This is a genomic window from Roseateles sp. GW821-FHT09G09, assembly GCF_059415965.1.
In genome coordinates this window covers 124,287-140,351 of the sequence record NZ_JBWKOG010000005.1, presented here as the reverse complement: position 1 = coordinate 140,351, position 16,065 = coordinate 124,287, and the positions used below count along the sequence as shown (strand labels likewise).

The window sequence follows — 16,065 nt, the reverse complement described above, 5'->3', positions numbered from 1 at the left end:
TCGGGACGGTCGGGACGGGAGCGGGCGAAGGGATCTCGGGACACGGCGGACATCGGACTGGCGGCACTGGCCCGCGGCGACGGCGCGGGGCGGGCGCATTGTGACCCGAACCGCTTCGACATCGAACGCGACATCGAACCGGCCATCGAACCGCCCATCGAACCGGCGGATGGCCCTCAGCGATCGTTGCCGTTGGGGGGCGCCCGGTCCAGGTCCAGCATCAGGGTGCCGATCGCGCGTTGCAGCAGCGGTTCGTCTTCCAGCTCGGTGATCAGCCCGTTGGCGACCAGCTGTTCCAGCGCGCCGCGCGTCACCGAGTGGCGTTCATCCGCCACCTGGCCGACGAACAGGAACATCTGGCGGCTGTCGCTGATCCACGCGATCTGCGCGGTGATCCATTCGCTCTGATGGAAGAAGTGGTACCAGCCGCCGACGTGCACGCCGGCGATCCAGTCCTGCAACGCCGCGTGGGCGTGGGGCGAATGCGCCTCGCTGTAGAGCGCCACCGGCACCGTCGGCAGCTGGCCGCGGTCGACGCGCTCGTAGGCCCAGCGCGAGGGGAGTTGGGACTCGCGCTCGTCGAGCAGCTGCTGCAGCAGTTCCTCGGACGTCTGCGCCGGACGACGCGGCGAGGGCGCCGCCGGGACGGCCTCCTCGACGGCCGGTTGACCGCGCAGGACGCGGCCGTGCTGGCGCATCAGCTCATCCAGGAACGTCTGCCGCTGCATCGCCGGCAGGGCGATGGCATCCATGCCGCGGTCCAGCGCGCGGACGAGGTCCGGCAACTGGCCCCGCAGCCGAGCGCGGGCGGCCTCGTCCGGCTGCGGCGCGACGCTGTGCAGCAGCGCGTCCACGAGTTCGATGTAGGTCTGCGGCTCCGAGGCGTCCCGACCGTGCTGGACCATCGCCTGCGCGATGACCTCGACCCAGGGGCCGAGCAGGAAGCGCCGCATCAGCTTGCCGGCCTGCGCGTCGTCGAGCTGGTGCTGCAGCTGGTCGCGCAGCATCCGCTGCCATTCCTGGCGGCGCTGCTCGCGGTCCAGGCGCTCGAGCGCCACGGCGCTGCGCTGGCCGCGGGCCTCGGCCTGCGCGCGGATGTGGGTGTCGACCTCGGTCAGCGCCTGCTGGAACTGCAGCGCGGACGGATGCGCGCTGTCCAGCAGCGGCTGGATCACGCGCTCCAGGAACTGCAGGAAGGCCTTCAGTTCCGCATCGTCGCTGCGCTGGAAACCCGCGCCGTGTGCGGCCAGCCGGTTCAGCAACTGCCAGGTCGGATGGTCCTGGCGACGCAGCAGCGTGGGATCGGCCTTGGACAGGCGCACGATGGCCACCTGCAGGCGCCCCATCAGCACCTTCAGCGGCGGCTGCAGGCTGTCGTCGGCCAGGATCTGGTCGTACAGGCGCGACAGCAGGTCCGTGCCCGGCGCGCCCACGCCCGGCCCCAGCTTGGGCGGGGGCGAGGCCAAGGCGCCGGCGGAGGAGGCCGGCAAGGACGCGGCCGCGGCCGCGGCACGCGCCGATCCGAGCTCCGCCGCGCGCGTGTTCATCAGGTCCAGCTTCATGGCGACCTGGTCCAGCGTCGCGTTCTGCGTCGGCGTGTCGGTGAGGCTCTTGAACTGGCGCAGGCGCAGTTCCGATTCCTTGAGCGCCGACCCGTGGCTGGTCAGCATGCCGCTCAACTGCGCCTGTCTCAGGCTCTGGCACAGGAGGGTGTAGATCGGCTGCAGCCGGATCGCCAAGGGATGCGCGGCCAGGCGCATCACCTTGTAGCGGCCGTCGGCGTCGAGGTCCACGCCTTCGACGGCGCGCGCCAGCGCCTGCGCGAACAGCGCCGCCCGCAAGGGGTTGTCGTTCTTCAGCGGCCGCGCGATGCCGCGCAACGCGGCGAAGAAGTTGCCCAGCTGGTGCAGTTCGGCCCGGGACTGGTCCTCGATCGCGGTGATCACATGCGCGATCGCGACGTCCTTCAAGGCCTGGCTCTCGTCGACGAGGCTGAAGGACAGGTCGCCGCCGCGCTGGGGCGCGCGCTCTCGCTGCAGCGGATCGCCGCCGTCTCGGGCGATCTTCAACAGCATGGTGAGCGAGCCTTCGAAGTCGGCCGCGAAGGTCGCGCGCCGCTTGGACCATCCGGCCAGCAGTTGGTGATGTTCGAGCCGGCTCTTGAGCTCGTCCTGCAAGCCGTTGAAGACGGCGTGTGCCAGCGAGGGCACATGCGCGATCATGTCGTCGAGCAGGGACTGCAGGGAGGGCGAAGACGCTTGGACCATCATTTGTGACAAGTTGTCAGCCGCATTATGGTCGCCCCACATTCAGGTGACATCCCCTGGGGCACGGGGACGTGCGACATGGGGAAAACCTGATGGATGCCCGGCCTTGGGGCCGGCGGGGACGATCGATTCTGGGTGAATGCCGCACCGGGCGCGGCAAGGGCTGAGCCTACTTCGTATCCGGACGCAACACGATCGCGTCGTGCGAACGAAAAAAGGGGTCGCCGAAGCGACCCCTTTGCAGAGCGTTGGCGCGTGGCCCGCAGGCCGTGCGCCGGGCTCAGGCGGACATCACATGTCCATGCCCATGCCGCCCATGCCGCCGGGCATGGCCGGGCCGGCGGACTCGTCCTTCGGCGCTTCGGCGACCATGCACTCGGTCGTCAGCATCAGCGAGGCCACGGAAGCGGCGTTCTGCAGCGCGGTGCGGGTCACCTTGGTCGGGTCCAGGATGCCCATCTCGATCATGTCGCCGTAGGTGCCGTTGGCCGCGTTGTAGCCGTGGTTGCCGGAACCGGCCAGCACGGTGTTGACGACGACGGAGCTTTCTTCACCGGCGTTGTAGACGATCTCGCGCAGCGGGGCTTCGATGGCCTTCAGGATCAGCTTGATGCCGGCGTCCTGGTCGGCGTTGTCGCCCTTGATGGCGCCAGCGGCCTGACGGGCGCGCAGCAGCGCGACGCCGCCGCCGGCCACGATGCCTTCTTCAACGGCGGCACGGGTGGCGTGCAGCGCGTCTTCGACACGGGCCTTCTTTTCCTTCATCTCGACTTCGGTGGCGGCACCGACCTTGATGACGGCGACGCCGCCGGCCAGCTTGGCCACGCGCTCTTGCAGCTTCTCGCGGTCGTAGTCGCTGGTGGCTTCCTCGATCTGGACGCGGATCTGCTTGACGCGCGCCTGGATGTCGTCGTTGGAGCCGTTGCCGTCGATGACGGTGGTGTTTTCCTTGCCCACTTCGACGCGCTTGGCCTGACCCAGGTCAGCCAGCGTGACCTTCTCGAGCGACATGCCGACTTCCTCGGCGATCACCTTGCCGCCGGTCAGGATGGCCAGGTCTTCCAGCATCGCCTTGCGGCGGTCGCCGAAGCCCGGAGCCTTGACGGCGACGACCTTCAGGATGCCGCGGATCGTGTTGACGACCAGGGTCGCCAGCGCTTCGCCGTCGACTTCTTCGGCAATGATCAGCAGCGGACGGCCCGACTTCGCGACGGCTTCCAGGGTCGGCAGCAGATCGCGGATGTTCGAGATCTTCTTGTCGTAGAGCAGGACGAACGGGTTGTCCAGGATCGCCGACTGCTTTTCCGGGTTGTTGATGAAGTACGGCGACAGGTAGCCGCGGTCGAACTGCATGCCTTCGACGATGTCGAGCTCGTTGTCCAGGCTCTTGCCGTCTTCGACGGTGATCACGCCTTCCTTGCCGACCTTGTCCATCGCCTTGGCGATGATCTCGCCGACGTCCGCGTCGGAGTTGGCGGAGATGGTGCCGACCTGGGCGATCTCCTTGGAGGTCGTGGTGGCCTTGGAGGCCGCCTTCAGCTGGGCGACCAGGGCGGTGACCGCCTTGTCGATGCCGCGCTTCAGGTCCATCGGGTTCATGCCGGCGGCCACGTACTTCATGCCTTCGCGGACGATGGCCTGGGCCAGGACCGTGGCGGTGGTCGTGCCGTCACCGGCGTTGTCCGAGGTCTTGGAAGCGACTTCCTTGACCATCTGGGCGCCCATGTTCTGCAGCTTGTCCTTGAGCTCGATCTCCTTGGCGACCGAGACACCGTCCTTCGTGACGGTGGGGGCGCCGAACGAGCGCTCCAGCACCACGTTACGGCCCTTGGGGCCCAGCGTGACCTTGACCGCGTTGGCCAGGATGTTCACGCCTTCGACCATGCGGGCACGGGCCTCGCCGCCGAAGACAACGTCTTTTGCTGCCATGTGTATCTCTCCGAAATCTCTATCTGGATGAAAGTCTGTCGCGGTCGCCGATTACTTGGCGATGACGGCGAACAGGTCTTCCTCGCGCATGACGAGGAGTTCATCGCCGTCGACCTTGACGGTCTGGCCGCTGTACTTGCCGAACAGGACGCGGTCGCCGACGGCGACGTTCAGGGCGATGAATTCACCCTTGTCGTTGCGCTTGCCCGGGCCGACGGCCAGCACTTCACCCTGGTCGGGCTTCTCGGCGGCGTTGTCGGGGATGACGATGCCGGAGGCCGTCTTGGTTTCGTTTTCCAGGCGCTTAACGATCACGCGATCGTGCAGAGGACGCAGTTTCATCAGATCTCCTTGACTAATGCAGACTTGCTTCAAGGGCCCGCCGTGCGCTCAGCGCCAGCCAGCCCATCACAAGAAGTAAGCCCCTCGGCCAGGGCCTGGGGGCTTGTTAGCACTCGACCATCGCGAGTGCTAGCAGGGAGATTATATGGACGGACGTCGACGTTTCAAGGGCGTCTGCCGACACCCCAGCCGAATACATGGTCCAGCGACCACCGGCCGGGGCCCCGACCCAGCAGGTAGAGCATCGGCGCCGCCCAGCTCAGGTGGGTCGGCCAGCCCGACGGATAGACGAAGGTCTGGATCACCGCCGTCATCCCCAGCACGCCCAGGGCGGCGACCCGCGTGAACAGCCCCAGCACCAGCAGGATCGGCAGGAGGTGCTCCGCGCCCGTGGCCAGGTAGGCAGCCCATTCCGGCGGGATCAACGGGAGCGCGTAGTCCTGGCGGAACAGCAGGAAGGTCGTGTCGGTCAGGGTGAACCAGCCCTCGACCTTGGTGCGGCCGGACAGCCAGAACACGCCGGCGATGCTGAAACGGCAGGCCAGCGCGATGAGGTCGTGGGAGATCAGGCGCTCCAGGCGCTGCCGGAGGGCGGGCAGCGACCAGGGCGAGCCGGTCTCGGCGGGGGAGGTGGCAGTGAGCGTGTTCATGACGGGATCTCCATGACGCCGGTGAAGGCGCCTTGATTGAGCAGGCGGCCCAGCGCGGCGCCGGGATCGAAGGCAGGGAAACGGGCCTGGACGGCGTCCAGGGCTTCGCCGAGCGATGCGCCGTCGGCGCAGGCGTCGAGGAGCGCGCACGCGGCGGCATCGATGCCGAGCGCGACGACCGCGCCCGACGGGCGGGTCAGCAGCGCGCCCTGGCCTTGCCAGTGCGGCGGATTCGGATCGGGTGAGCAGGCGCGTGCTGCGTCCCACAGGCTGAACGCCGGCCAGTCGCCGCACCAGCGCCAGCGCGCCGCCGGATGCGGAACGAGGCGGGAGGCGGCCAGGCGTTCGGGATCGAGCCCGGCGATCGTCGCCACGTCGACCACCGGCGCGTCGGCGGCGACGTGGCTTTCGCTCCAGAGCCGGTCCAGGCGCGCGACCTCGCCGAGCCAGGGCAGCCCGCTGCCCGCGAGGGCCTTGTCGAGGAACGCGGGAAAGCGCTCGCCGTAGTGCTGGAGGTCGCCGCCCGACGGCGGGTCGGCGCGCACGGCGTCGAGCGCGACCGCCTGCATCCACGCGTCGCCGGTCAGCCGGTGCACCGAGGGATACAGCGACAGCAGCGCGTCCGCGCAGCCCTTCAGCACGGTGTTGCGATAGACGGCGAAGCCGGGCTGCGCCGCCGCGCCCAGGCGCATGAGCGTGAGCTCGTCCTCCGGCTCCGCCCAGAGCGCACGCCAGAAGCGGTCCTGGAATCCGGCGAGCGACTCGACCGTCGGCTCGGCTGACGGTGCGGCGCGTGTCATGCGGACACCTCCTGGAGCGCGCGCGCCTCGGCGTCGAGCACCGATTGCGCGCGACTGCGCTCGGCACTCAGTTCGGCGAAAGGCGGCAGATTGCCGTCGCGCTCGAGCAGGGTCGGTCGGGGACCGATGCGCGCGGTCAGTCGCTCGAGCAAGGCCCAGACCGGTGCCGCGACCGCCGCGTCATGGCTGTCGATCAGCAGACCGGTGGCGGCGTTGGCATCGGCGCGATGGCCGGCGACGTGGATCTCCATCACCGCGTCGCCGTCGATCGCATCGATCCAGGCCGCGGCGTCGATGCCGAGATTGCTCGCGGACACGAACACGTTGTTCACGTCCACGAGCAGCCCGCAGCCCGAGCGTCGGACCAGCTCATGCAGGAAATCGACCTCGCCCCATTCGTGCGCGAGGGTCAGGTAATGCGTGGGGTTCTCGATGGCGACGCGGCGTTGCAGCGCGTCCTGCATGCGGGAGAGGTTCGCGGTGACATGCCGCAGCGCCTCCGTCGTGCGCGGCACCGGCAGCAGGTCCGGCGCATAGGCGCCGCCGAAGCGGCTCCACGCTAGGTGCTCGGACACCAGCGCCGGCTGCAGCCGGTCCGCCAGCGCGGCGAGGCGGCGCAGGTGGTCCGCGTCCGGCGGGGACGTGCCGCCCAGCGACATCGACACGCCGTGCAGCGACAGCGGATGGGTCGCCCGCAGGGCTTCGAGCAGCGACAGGCGCGGTCCGCCCGCGACGAGGTAGTTCTCGGGATGGACCTCGAACCAGAGCCCGGGATCGCGCGCGGCCAGCGCGTCCTCCGCGAACTCGGGCTTGAAGCCCAGACCGGCGCCCAGCGCGTGTGTCATGGCCGCGCGAGGGTCAGGACTTGACCGGGGCCAGCATGCCCATGCCCTTGGGGGTCTTGATCGTCGTGCAGGTGCCGGCGGGGACGTACTTCCAGGCGTTGGCCTGATAGTCCATCTTGGCGGTGCCGGCGCAGGTGGTGCCGGGGCCGGCGGCGCAGTCGTTCTTGCCGGCCATCGAGACGCCGTAGCAGCGTTCCTTCTCGGCGGCAGCGGGCTTGGCGTCCTGCGCCATCGCGGAGGCGGACAGGGCGGTCAGGGTGACGAGGGCGAGGCTGAGGGTGGTCGACTTCATGGGGCACTCCTTGTGCGTTGGATGCGGGTTGAGGGTCGGAAGCGGCGGTCTGTCCGTCACGTCCCGCAAGCTAGTTCGCAGCCCGGCGGCGAGGGGTTACAGCGGCGACGGAAATTTTTCGGATCTTTTTTTCAGCCCCCCTGTAACCTTCCGGCCCCATGACGCGAATAGATCCCGTGATCGCGACAGAACATGAGTTGCACGACCTCTTCGTGGCCGGGCTGGACGGGGACGCGGGGGCCTACCACCGCTTCCTCCAGCGCCTGGGGGCGTTGCTGCGCGGGTACTTCCGGCGCCGGTTGCAGCAGTTGCCGGACGAGGTCGAGGACCTGGTGCAGGAGACGCTGATGGCCGTGCATGCGCAGCGCCAGACCTACCGCCGCGGCGAGCCGCTGACGGCGTGGGTGCACGCGGTCGCGCGCTACAAGCTGGTCGACCTCTGGCGACGGCGTGAGCGCCACGAGGCGCTGAACGAGCCGCTCGACGACGACCTGGCGGTCTTCGCGACCGCCGACCACGAGGCGGGCGATTCCCGCCGCGACCTCAGCCGGCTGCTGGATCAATTGCCGACCCACCAGCGCCTGCCGATCCTGCACACGAAGGTCGAAGGGCTGTCGGTCCAGGAGACCGCCCAGCTCACCGGCTTGAGCGAGTCGGCGGTGAAGGTCGGCGTGCATCGGGGATTGAAGACGCTGGCGCGGCTGTGGAAGGACATGACATGAAGACGGACGACCTGATCGGACTGCTGGCGCAGGACGCCGGCCCGGTGCCGACGCACACGGGGGAGCGGCGTTTCGCCGTCGCGCTGCTGGTGGGCGTGGCGCTGGCGCTGGCATGGGTGCAAGGGGCGTTCGGCATCCGCGCCGACCTGGCCGAGGTGATGGGCATGCCCGCGTTCTGGCAGAAGGTGGCGATGCCGCTGGCCGTGGCCGCGACCGGCCTGGTCGTCGTGTTCCGTCTCGGTCACCCCGGCGCGCGGATGAACGGCTGGTGGCTGGGCGTGTGGCTGCCGGTGTCGCTGCTGTGGATCTGGGCAGCGGTGGTGCTTTGGATGGCCGAGCCCGGCGCCCGCCTGCCGCTGGTGCTGGGCACGACGTGGCGGGTCTGCGTGTTCAACGTGACGGCGACGGCGCTGCCGATCGGCGTCGGCCTGCTATGGGCGTTGCGCGGGCTGGCGCCGACGCGGCCCGTGCTCACCGGCGCGGCGGCCGGCTGGCTGGCCGGCGCGGTGGGGGCGTGTGTCTACTCGCTGCATTGCCCCGAGATGGCCGCGCCATTCGTCGCGATCTGGTACGTGCTCGGGATGGGCATGTCGGCGGCGCTGGGCGCGCTCGCGGGTCGGCATTGGCTGAGATGGTGAAGGCCGGAGGCCCGACCCTTACGCGATGTACGACAACGGCAGTGCCGTCGTGAACTTCAGCTCCTCCATCGCGAAGCTGGAGCTGACGTCCGACAGTTGCGTCCCCGCGATCAACCGGCGGTAGACCTGGTCGTAGGCCGCGATGTCCGGCACCACCACGCGCAGCAGGTAGTCCACGTCCCCGCTCATCCGGTAGAACTCGACCACCTCCGGGATCGCCTCGATCGCCGCGCGGAACTGGTCGAACCAGGCTTGCGAGTGCACGTTCGTCCGCACCGACACGAACACCGTCACCCCGACGTTCACCTTCTTCGGGTCCACCAGCATGACGTTGCGAGTGATCACCCCCGACTCCTTCAGCCGTTGCACCCGGCGCCAGCAGGGCGTCGTCGACAAGCCGACCTCTGCCGCCAGCTCACTCACCTGCACGGAAGCGTCGCGTTGCAGGACATCGAGAATCTTCCGGTCGATGGAATCCAGTTTCGTCATGTCAGCCAATCTTGGAATTCAATTGCCGAAATCGGCCAAGAAAGGATGGATTTTGCACGTGGATTCCAAGCGTGAATTCTGACAATCAACGACCATGGAAATCTATCTCGACGCGAACGCCACCACCCCCGTCCTGCCGCAGGCCCGCGATGCCGCGCTCTCCGTGATGGCGGACGCGTTCGGGAACCCGAGCAGCATCCACGGCAGCGGCCTCAAGGCCCGGGCCCGGCTCGACGCGGTCCGGGCCACCGCGCGACGCGTGCTGGGCGCGCCCGGCGGCCGGCTGGTCTTCACCAGCGGCGCGACCGAGGGCATCCAGACCGCCGTGCTGTCCGCGCTGACGGCCCTGCGCCAGCGCCGCGAGGCCGGCCAGGCCATCCCCCCGCGCCTGCTCTACGGCGCCACCGAGCACAAGGCCGTCCCCGAGGCGCTCCGCCACTGGAACGGGCTGCTGGGCCTGGACCTGGAGGTCGTCGCGATCCCCGTCGGCATGGACGGCCGCCATGACCTGGCCTGGTTGCGCGCCAACGCGTCCTCCGCGGGCCTGGTCTGCACGATGGCCGCCAACAACGAGACCGGCGTCATCAGCCACCTCGACGGCATCGCCGAGGCACTGCGCGGCAGCGGCGCGCTCTGGCTGGTCGACGGCGTGCAGGCGCTCGGCAAGCTGCCGCTGCTGCTCGGCGAGCGCGCGATCGATTACGCGCCGTTCTCCGGCCACAAGCTTTACGCGCCGAAAGGCGTCGGCATGCTGTACGTCCGCGAGGGCGCCCCGTTCACGCCGCTGATGGCCGGCGGCGGGCAGGAGGGCGCGCAGCGCTCGGGCACCGAGAACATGGCCGGCATCGCGGCGCTGGGCGCGGTGCTGGAAGCGCTCGAGGGCGGCGGCGTGTTCGCCTCGCTGGGACAACTGCTGGATCGCCGCCAGCGCCTGGCCGATGCCCTGCGAGAAGCCTTCCCCGGCGTCGTGTTCAACGCGCCGTTCGACATCAGCCTGCCGACGACCCTGAACGTCTCGGTGCCCGGGCTGAGCGCCAAGCTGCTGCTCGACCTGTTCGACGCCGCCGGGTTGCGCGTCAGCGGCGGATCCGCCTGCGGCGCGTCGAAGGCGGCGCCGAGCTATGTGCTGCAGGCGATGGGCCTGCCGGCCTGGCGCGCCGGCTCCGCGGTGCGCCTGTCCTTCGGCGCGGCGGATGCCGAGTCGACCCTCGATGAAGCCTGCAGACGCCTGCGCGCCTGCGGCGAGTCGCTGCGCGCGACCTGCCAGACGCCCGCGCCGAACGAGACCCCGCAGGCGCCGGACCTGCTCACGCGTTTCGCCGTCGACGGCGCGTGCTGCTACGTCGTCGCCGACGTGCCGAGCCAGCGTTGCGTGGTCGTCGATCCGCTGCCGGAACTCACCGGCACGCTGGCGCAGTGGATGCGCTGTCGCGGGCTGACGCTGGCCGCGATCCTGGATACGCACAGCCACGGCGACCACGCATCGTCGGCGCAGGCGCTGCGGGACGCGATGACGACCCTGCTGGCGGAAGAGGCGCTGCCCGAGCGGGTCGATGCGCTGGGATGGCCGCAGGGCAGCGAGGTGATCGCGCTCGGCGCACACCGCTTGTCGCGCCTCGCGATCCCGGGTCACACGGAAGACTCCACCGCCTATCTGCTTCACGCGGGCGGCGAGCTGATCGCGGCCTTCGTCGGCGACACGGTGATGCCGGGGGCGCTGGGCCGCAGCGATTTCGCTCAGAGCGCGCCGGCAGCCTTCGGTCCGTCGTTGAAGACGCTGGAGCGCAACGTCGGCCTGCACGGCCTGCTGCTGCCCGGCCACGACTATGACGACCGCTTCGCGACGACCCTCGCCGTGGAATGCGGCGCGCAGCCGCTGCTCGATGGCGTGCTGAAAGGCCGCCTGAGCGCCGAGGCTTTCGCGATCGGCAAGGGCGTGCTGGAACACGACCTCGCGCCGACCGAATACCAGACCATGGCCTGCGGCGCGCGCGTGGACTGCGCGCGCACGACCGAGCGTGTGGAGCTCGACGTCGCCGGACTGCAGGCCCTGCTGGGCGACGGCTTCGGACCGAAGCCGGTGCTGGTGGACGTCCGCGAGGCCTACGAGGCGCGCATGAGCCCGACCGAGGAGCTCGCCCCCGAGGCGGTGCCGCTGTCGACGCTGGTCAATGCGCTGCCGCGCTGGCGTGCCTTGCCCGAGCAGACGCCGGTGATCTTCTTCTGCCGCAGCGGCAACCGCAGCGCGCAGGCGGCGCGGGCGCTGCGCCGGCTGGGCCACGGGCAGGCGTGGAGCCTGGCCGGCGGACTGGCGCTGTGGCCGACCGCACGGACCGCCACGGTGCTCGACGCCATCGCGATCTGAACGCGGCCGTGTGAGGCCTCCGGGCCATCCCTGAATTGACCGTCGTCCCGACTGCCTCTATGCTCGCGTCATGAAAGCGCTTTCAAGCGCTGGCCTGAACACGACAACAAAGGTAGTTCGATGACGGAGACAACTTCAGCGGGCGCGCGCGCGTCCCTGCGATGGACGCTGTCCGCGAAAGGCGCGGACCTGGCCAGTTCCACACGCCTGGCGGCGCAGCCCGAACTGGCGCTGCAGCCGGTGGCGCAACTGATGGCCGATGCCGCGATCGCCGGCATGCCCAAGCTGGTCGTGAACAGCGCGCGGCGTTTCCAGCGCATCGAAGGCTTCGGCGGCGCATTCACCGAAGCCGCCGCGACGACCTGGCAGAAGCTGCCGCCCGCCGAGGCGAACGCCCTGCTGCGGGCCTACTTCGACCTGAACGCGGGCCATGGCTACACGTTCAACCGCGTCCACATGAACAGCTGCGATTTCTCGCTGGGCAACTACGCGCATGCGGACGTGCCGGGCGACGAGGCGCTGACGCACTTCAACATCGACCGAGACCGCCGCGCGCTGCTGCCGATGATCCAGGCGGCCATGAAGGTCGCGCCGGTGCCGATGAAGCTGCTGGTGTCGCCGTGGAGCCCGCCCGCGTGGATGAAGACCAACGGCGAAATGAACAACGGCGGCAAGCTGCTGCCGCAGTACGCGAAGGCCTGGGCGCAGTGCTACGTGAAGTTCATTCAGGCCTATGAGGCCGAGGGCGTGCCGGTCTGGGGCGTGTCCGTGCAGAACGAGCCGGACGCGGTGCAACGCTGGGACTCCTGCGTCTACACCGCGGAGGAGGAGCGCGACTTCGTCCGCGATCACCTCGGGCCGGCGCTGCATGCGGCAGGGCTGCAGCGGATCAAGGTCGTCATCTGGGACCACAACCGCGACCAGATGGTGCAGCGCGCGGACGTCGTGTACTCGGACCCCGAGGCCGCGAAGTACGTGTGGGGCTGCGGCTTCCACTGGTACGTCGAGGACCACTTCGACCACGTCGGCCTGCTGCACGACGCGTACCCCGACAAGCAGCTGCTGTTCACCGAAGGCTGCCAGGAAGGCGGACCGCACATCGGCTCGTGGAACACCGGCGAGCGCTATGGGCGCAGCATCCTCAACGACCTGAACCGCTGGACGGTGGGCTGGATCGACTGGAACCTGCTGCTCGATGAGACGGGCGGTCCGAATCACGTCGGCAACCTGTGCAGCGCGCCGATGCTCGCGGACCGCGAGCAGAACCGGCTGATGCCGCAGAGCTCGTACGACTACCTCGGCCATTTCAGTCGTTTCATCCAGCCAGGCGCCTTCCGCGTGCTGTGCTCGGCGAGCAGCCAGGACCTCGAATGCACCGCGGCGGTCAACGAGGACGGCAGCATCGCCGTCGTCGTGATGAACCGCAGCGAGCGGGCGCACCGCTTCTCGCTGCGGATCGATGGGCAGGCGGGCGTCGCGGCGCTGCCGCCGCGCTGCATCGCGACCTACGTGTTGCCGCGCTGAGGTCGACGTGGGCCACTTTGCCCCCCTCACTGCGCCCGCGATGGCCATGACCGGCACGCGTGCCGGGACCGCCACCGACGGAGACCGCGCCAGCGCGTCGTCGACGGCCTACGCCTGCGTCGAGGCGCTGTACGTCTATCCGGTGAAGTCCTGCGCCGGCGTGCGCGTGTCCGATCTGCGCTTCGACGGGGATGGCCGCATCGTCGGCGACCGCGAGTGGATCGTCGTCGACGCGCGGGGCGAGCTCGCCTGGCTCGGATCGCATCCGAAGCTGACGCTGCTGCAACCCAAGCTGCTGGCCGACGCGCTGCTGCTCTGCGCGCAAGGACAGCAGCCGCTGCGCCTGGCGCGCGAAGCGGAAGGCGATGCGACGCAGGCGCTCATCTGGAATGCCGAGGAGCGCCGCATGGTGATCCATCCGGGCCGCGATGCGGGCGCGGTGGCAGCGCAGTTCCTGCGCGAGGTCACCGGCGACGATCTCCGCCTCGTGAAGCTCGAGCGCCCATCGATGCTGGCCACGGCGCCCAACGCGCTGCATGCGGTCTCCACGGGGTCGGTCGTCGAGCTCAACGACCTGCTCGCGGCGCATCGGCACGACTGCATCGACGTGCGTCGGCTGCGTCCCAACCTCGTGCTGCGCGGCCTGCAGGACGCGCTGGTGCCGTTCGTCGAGGAACATCTGCTGCAGCTGGTCTGGCGCGACGGCGAGGGCTGGTGGCGACGCATGACCTACGCCTCGGCGAGCGAGCGCTGCATCGTGCCGACTGTGGATCCGGACACCGGCGAGGTGAGTCCCGGGCTCGACGCGGCGATCGCCGAGCTCAGCGCGCAACGCTGGCCGGGGGAGGCCTCGCGCTTCGGCGTCTACCTCCAGCCGCCGCCGGGCGGATCGCTGGTTGAAAGCACGGTCCTGACGATGGAGCTCGACTTTTGAGCGCGCACGACGAGCGCCAGGGGCGTCACGGGCGCAATGGGCCCGACGAGCCCAACGGGCACAGTCCGCAGGGGCTCACCCGCCGCGGGATGCTCGCGGCGATGACCGCGCCGGCGTGGTCCGGCGTGCTCGTGGTGCCGGCGCTGGCACAACAGACGCGCGAGGTGCTGACCATCGCCGCCTTCCCGCTGATGGACGAGATCGCGAAGGCGGCGATCTCCGCGTGGCAGGCGATGCATCCCGACGTCGAGCTGCGCATCCTGATGCGCCAGTACTCGGACCACCACACGGCGATGACGACCGCCCTGTCGACGGCGGTGGGGCTGCCGGACGTGATGGCGCTGGAGTCCAGCTTCGTCGGCCGCTTCGCGCAGGGCGGCGGGCTGGAGGACCTGCGTCAGTCGCCGTTCGGCATCGAGGCCTTCCGCCAACGGCTGGTGCCGTATGCCTACGACCAGGCGGTGGCGCGCAGCGGCGCGGTGGTCGCGGTGCCCGCGGACATCGGGCCCGGCACGATGCTCTACCGCAAGGACATCCTCGAGCGCGCCGAGGTCGCGCCGGAGGAGCTGACGCGCAGCTGGGACGGCTACGTCGCGACCGGCGAGCGCATCAAGGCCCGCACCGGCGCCTACCTGATCGCGAACGTGCAGGAGATCAAGGACATCCTGATCGCCGACGGCCTGAAGCCGGGCGAGGGCATCTACTTCGACACCGAGTCGCGCGTGCTGGTGAACTCGCCGCGCTTCGAGCGCGCGTTCGAGGTGTCGTTGCGCGCGCGGCAGAAGGGGCTCGATGCGAAGGTGCCGGCCTGGTCCAACGACTGGGGCGCGGGCTTCAAGCAGGGGCGCCTGGCGACGGAGCTGTCGGGCGCGTGGCTGGTGGGACAGCTCAACGCCTTCATCGCGCCGGAGACCAAGGGCTTGTGGCGGGCGTCCTCGCTGCCCGGCGGCGCGCATGCGCCGTACGGCGGCACCTTCTACGCGATCGCGAGGAAGTCGGCGCCGTCGCGCAAGCGTCTGGCATGGGACTTCATCCAGCTGATGACGCTCAACCCGCAGCGGCAGCTGCAGGCCTTCAAGTCCTACGACGCCTTCCCCGCGCTGCGGGACGTCCACGACGATCCGTTCTTCAGCGAGCCGATGGACTTCCTCGGCGGTCAGCGCGCACGGCTGCTGTGGCGCGACGACGCGCTGCGCATCACGGCGCTGCCGGTGCACAAGCAGGCCAAGTTCGCCGAGGAGGTCGTGCAGACCGAGCTCGACAAGGTGCTGCGCGGACAGAAGACGATCAAGCTGGCGCTCGCGGATGCCGAGCAGTTGCTGCAGCGGCGCGCGAAGCGCTGAACACCTCACAGACACGGAGACCTGGTTCATGAAGCAACGATTGACGCGTCGCTGGGCGGCGCTGCCGCTGCTGGCCGCCCTGGCGATCGACGGCAGCGCGGCGCTCGCGCAGGCGCAGACGGCGACGGGCAAGGGCGGCGCGGCCACCGGCCCGATCGGACTGCCGGCGGGGTTCACGCTGGTCTGGGCCGATGAATTCGACCAGGGCACGCTGCCGGACGCGTCGAAGTGGGCCTACGACACCGGCATGAACAAGCAAGGCTGGCACAACCGGGAGAAGCAGTACTACTCGGGTCCCCGTGCGGAGAACGCCGCGCTGAAGGACGGCCGGCTGGTGATCACGGCGCGCAAGGAGTCCTTGTCCACCTTGCCGGATTGGGGCGGGCAGAAGTACACGTCGACGCGGCTGATCACGAAAGGCAAGGCCGAGTGGACCTACGGCTACTTCGAGATCCGCGCGAAGCTGCCCTGCGGCCAGGGCACGTGGCCGGCGGTCTGGATGCTCGGCAGCCAGGGGGACTGGCCGGCGTCGGGCGAGCTCGACATCCTGGAACACATGGGACAGAAGCCGGACTGGGTCTTCAGCACCGTGCACACGACCTCGGGCCACGGCGGACACGGCGTCGGCGACGGTCGCAGGCTCGCCACCGCCTGCGGCCAGTTCCACACCTACCAGATGCTGTGGACGCCGAAGGAGATCCGCTTCGGCATCGACGGCCAGGTGCACGCGGCCTATCCCAACCTGGGCCAGGGGCCGGCGCAATGGCCGTTCGACAAGCCGCAGTTCCTGATCCTCAACCTCGCCATCGGCGGCGACCTCGGCGGGGAGATCGACGACACGATCTTTCCGATCGGGTATGAGGTCGACTTCGTGAAGGTGTATCAGGCGGGGAAGTGAGCGGGCCTCAAGGCCGCGCCAACGCCG

General features: G+C 69.5%; 15 protein-coding genes. 7 read left to right on the top strand and 8 right to left on the bottom strand.

What is annotated here, in order from left to right:
* Positions 1 to 176: 176 nt before the first annotated feature.
* The 7 genes from AC07O8_RS14820 to AC07O8_RS14790 form a co-directional block, all read right to left on the bottom strand.
* Positions 177 to 2,309, bottom strand: coding sequence for a DUF1631 family protein (locus AC07O8_RS14820; RefSeq protein ID WP_495048754.1), 2,133 nt, complete (start codon positions 2,307 to 2,309; stop codon positions 177 to 179).
* 249 nt (positions 2,310 to 2,558) lie between these two features.
* A complete protein-coding gene (groL, locus tag AC07O8_RS14815) occupies positions 2,559 to 4,196 on the bottom strand; it encodes a chaperonin GroEL (RefSeq protein WP_067277666.1) in 1,638 nt (545 codons plus the stop codon).
* A 51-nt stretch (positions 4,197 to 4,247) separates the two neighbouring features.
* Positions 4,248 to 4,538, bottom strand: coding sequence for a co-chaperone GroES (gene groES / locus AC07O8_RS14810; protein ID WP_297524612.1), 291 nt, complete (start codon positions 4,536 to 4,538; stop codon positions 4,248 to 4,250).
* Positions 4,539 to 4,702: 164 nt separating this feature from the next.
* The gene (locus AC07O8_RS14805; RefSeq protein WP_495048753.1) at positions 4,703 to 5,188 is read right to left on the bottom strand and encodes a DoxX family protein; all 486 of its coding nucleotides are present in this window, start codon (positions 5,186 to 5,188) and stop codon (positions 4,703 to 4,705) included.
* Positions 5,185 to 5,988, bottom strand: coding sequence for an HvfC/BufC N-terminal domain-containing protein (locus AC07O8_RS14800; protein ID WP_495048752.1), 804 nt, complete (start codon positions 5,986 to 5,988; stop codon positions 5,185 to 5,187). The genes AC07O8_RS14805 and AC07O8_RS14800 overlap by 4 nt, the downstream gene beginning before the upstream one ends.
* Positions 5,985 to 6,833: an MNIO family bufferin maturase gene (bufB, locus tag AC07O8_RS14795; protein ID WP_495048751.1), complete on the bottom strand. Its 849-nt coding sequence runs from the start codon at positions 6,831 to 6,833 to the stop codon at positions 5,985 to 5,987. The genes AC07O8_RS14800 and bufB overlap by 4 nt, the downstream gene beginning before the upstream one ends.
* A gap of 13 nt (positions 6,834 to 6,846) precedes the next feature.
* Positions 6,847 to 7,125 carry a BufA1 family periplasmic bufferin-type metallophore gene (locus tag AC07O8_RS14790; RefSeq protein ID WP_495048750.1) on the bottom strand — a complete coding sequence of 93 codons (279 nt, stop codon included), beginning with the start codon at positions 7,123 to 7,125 and terminating at the stop codon, positions 6,847 to 6,849.
* A gap of 176 nt (positions 7,126 to 7,301) precedes the next feature.
* On the opposite strand from AC07O8_RS14790, the gene AC07O8_RS14785 reads away from it, so the two are divergent.
* The gene (locus AC07O8_RS14785) at positions 7,302 to 7,847 is read left to right on the top strand and encodes a sigma-70 family RNA polymerase sigma factor (RefSeq protein WP_495048749.1); all 546 of its coding nucleotides are present in this window, start codon (positions 7,302 to 7,304) and stop codon (positions 7,845 to 7,847) included.
* Positions 7,844 to 8,485, top strand: coding sequence for an NrsF family protein (locus tag AC07O8_RS14780; protein ID WP_297524603.1), 642 nt, complete (start codon positions 7,844 to 7,846; stop codon positions 8,483 to 8,485). The genes AC07O8_RS14785 and AC07O8_RS14780 overlap by 4 nt, the downstream gene beginning before the upstream one ends.
* 18 nt (positions 8,486 to 8,503) lie before the next feature.
* Here AC07O8_RS14780 and AC07O8_RS14775 read toward each other — a convergent pair whose 3' ends face one another.
* Entirely contained in the window at positions 8,504 to 8,965 is a 462-nt protein-coding gene (locus AC07O8_RS14775; protein ID WP_067283033.1) for an Lrp/AsnC family transcriptional regulator, read from the bottom strand.
* A gap of 103 nt (positions 8,966 to 9,068) precedes the next feature.
* On the opposite strand from AC07O8_RS14775, the gene AC07O8_RS14770 reads away from it, so the two are divergent.
* From AC07O8_RS14770 to AC07O8_RS14750, 5 genes are all read left to right on the top strand, one after another.
* Complete coding sequence (locus tag AC07O8_RS14770) at positions 9,069 to 11,339, top strand: aminotransferase class V-fold PLP-dependent enzyme (RefSeq protein WP_495048748.1); 2,271 nt, start codon at positions 9,069 to 9,071, stop codon at positions 11,337 to 11,339.
* A gap of 120 nt (positions 11,340 to 11,459) precedes the next feature.
* Positions 11,460 to 12,863, top strand: coding sequence for a glycoside hydrolase family 30 protein (locus AC07O8_RS14765; protein ID WP_495048747.1), 1,404 nt, complete (start codon positions 11,460 to 11,462; stop codon positions 12,861 to 12,863).
* A 40-nt stretch (positions 12,864 to 12,903) separates the two neighbouring features.
* Positions 12,904 to 13,797 (top strand): MOSC N-terminal beta barrel domain-containing protein, encoded by an 894-nt coding sequence (locus AC07O8_RS14760; RefSeq protein WP_495048746.1) that lies wholly within the window; start codon positions 12,904 to 12,906, stop codon positions 13,795 to 13,797.
* Positions 13,794 to 15,140: an extracellular solute-binding protein gene (locus AC07O8_RS14755; RefSeq protein ID WP_495048745.1), complete on the top strand. Its 1,347-nt coding sequence runs from the start codon at positions 13,794 to 13,796 to the stop codon at positions 15,138 to 15,140. Before AC07O8_RS14760 ends, AC07O8_RS14755 begins: the two co-directional genes overlap by 4 nt.
* Positions 15,141 to 15,168: 28 nt before the next feature.
* Positions 15,169 to 16,038, top strand: coding sequence for a glycoside hydrolase family 16 protein (locus tag AC07O8_RS14750; protein ID WP_495048744.1), 870 nt, complete (start codon positions 15,169 to 15,171; stop codon positions 16,036 to 16,038).
* Positions 16,039 to 16,065: the final 27 nt, after the last annotated feature.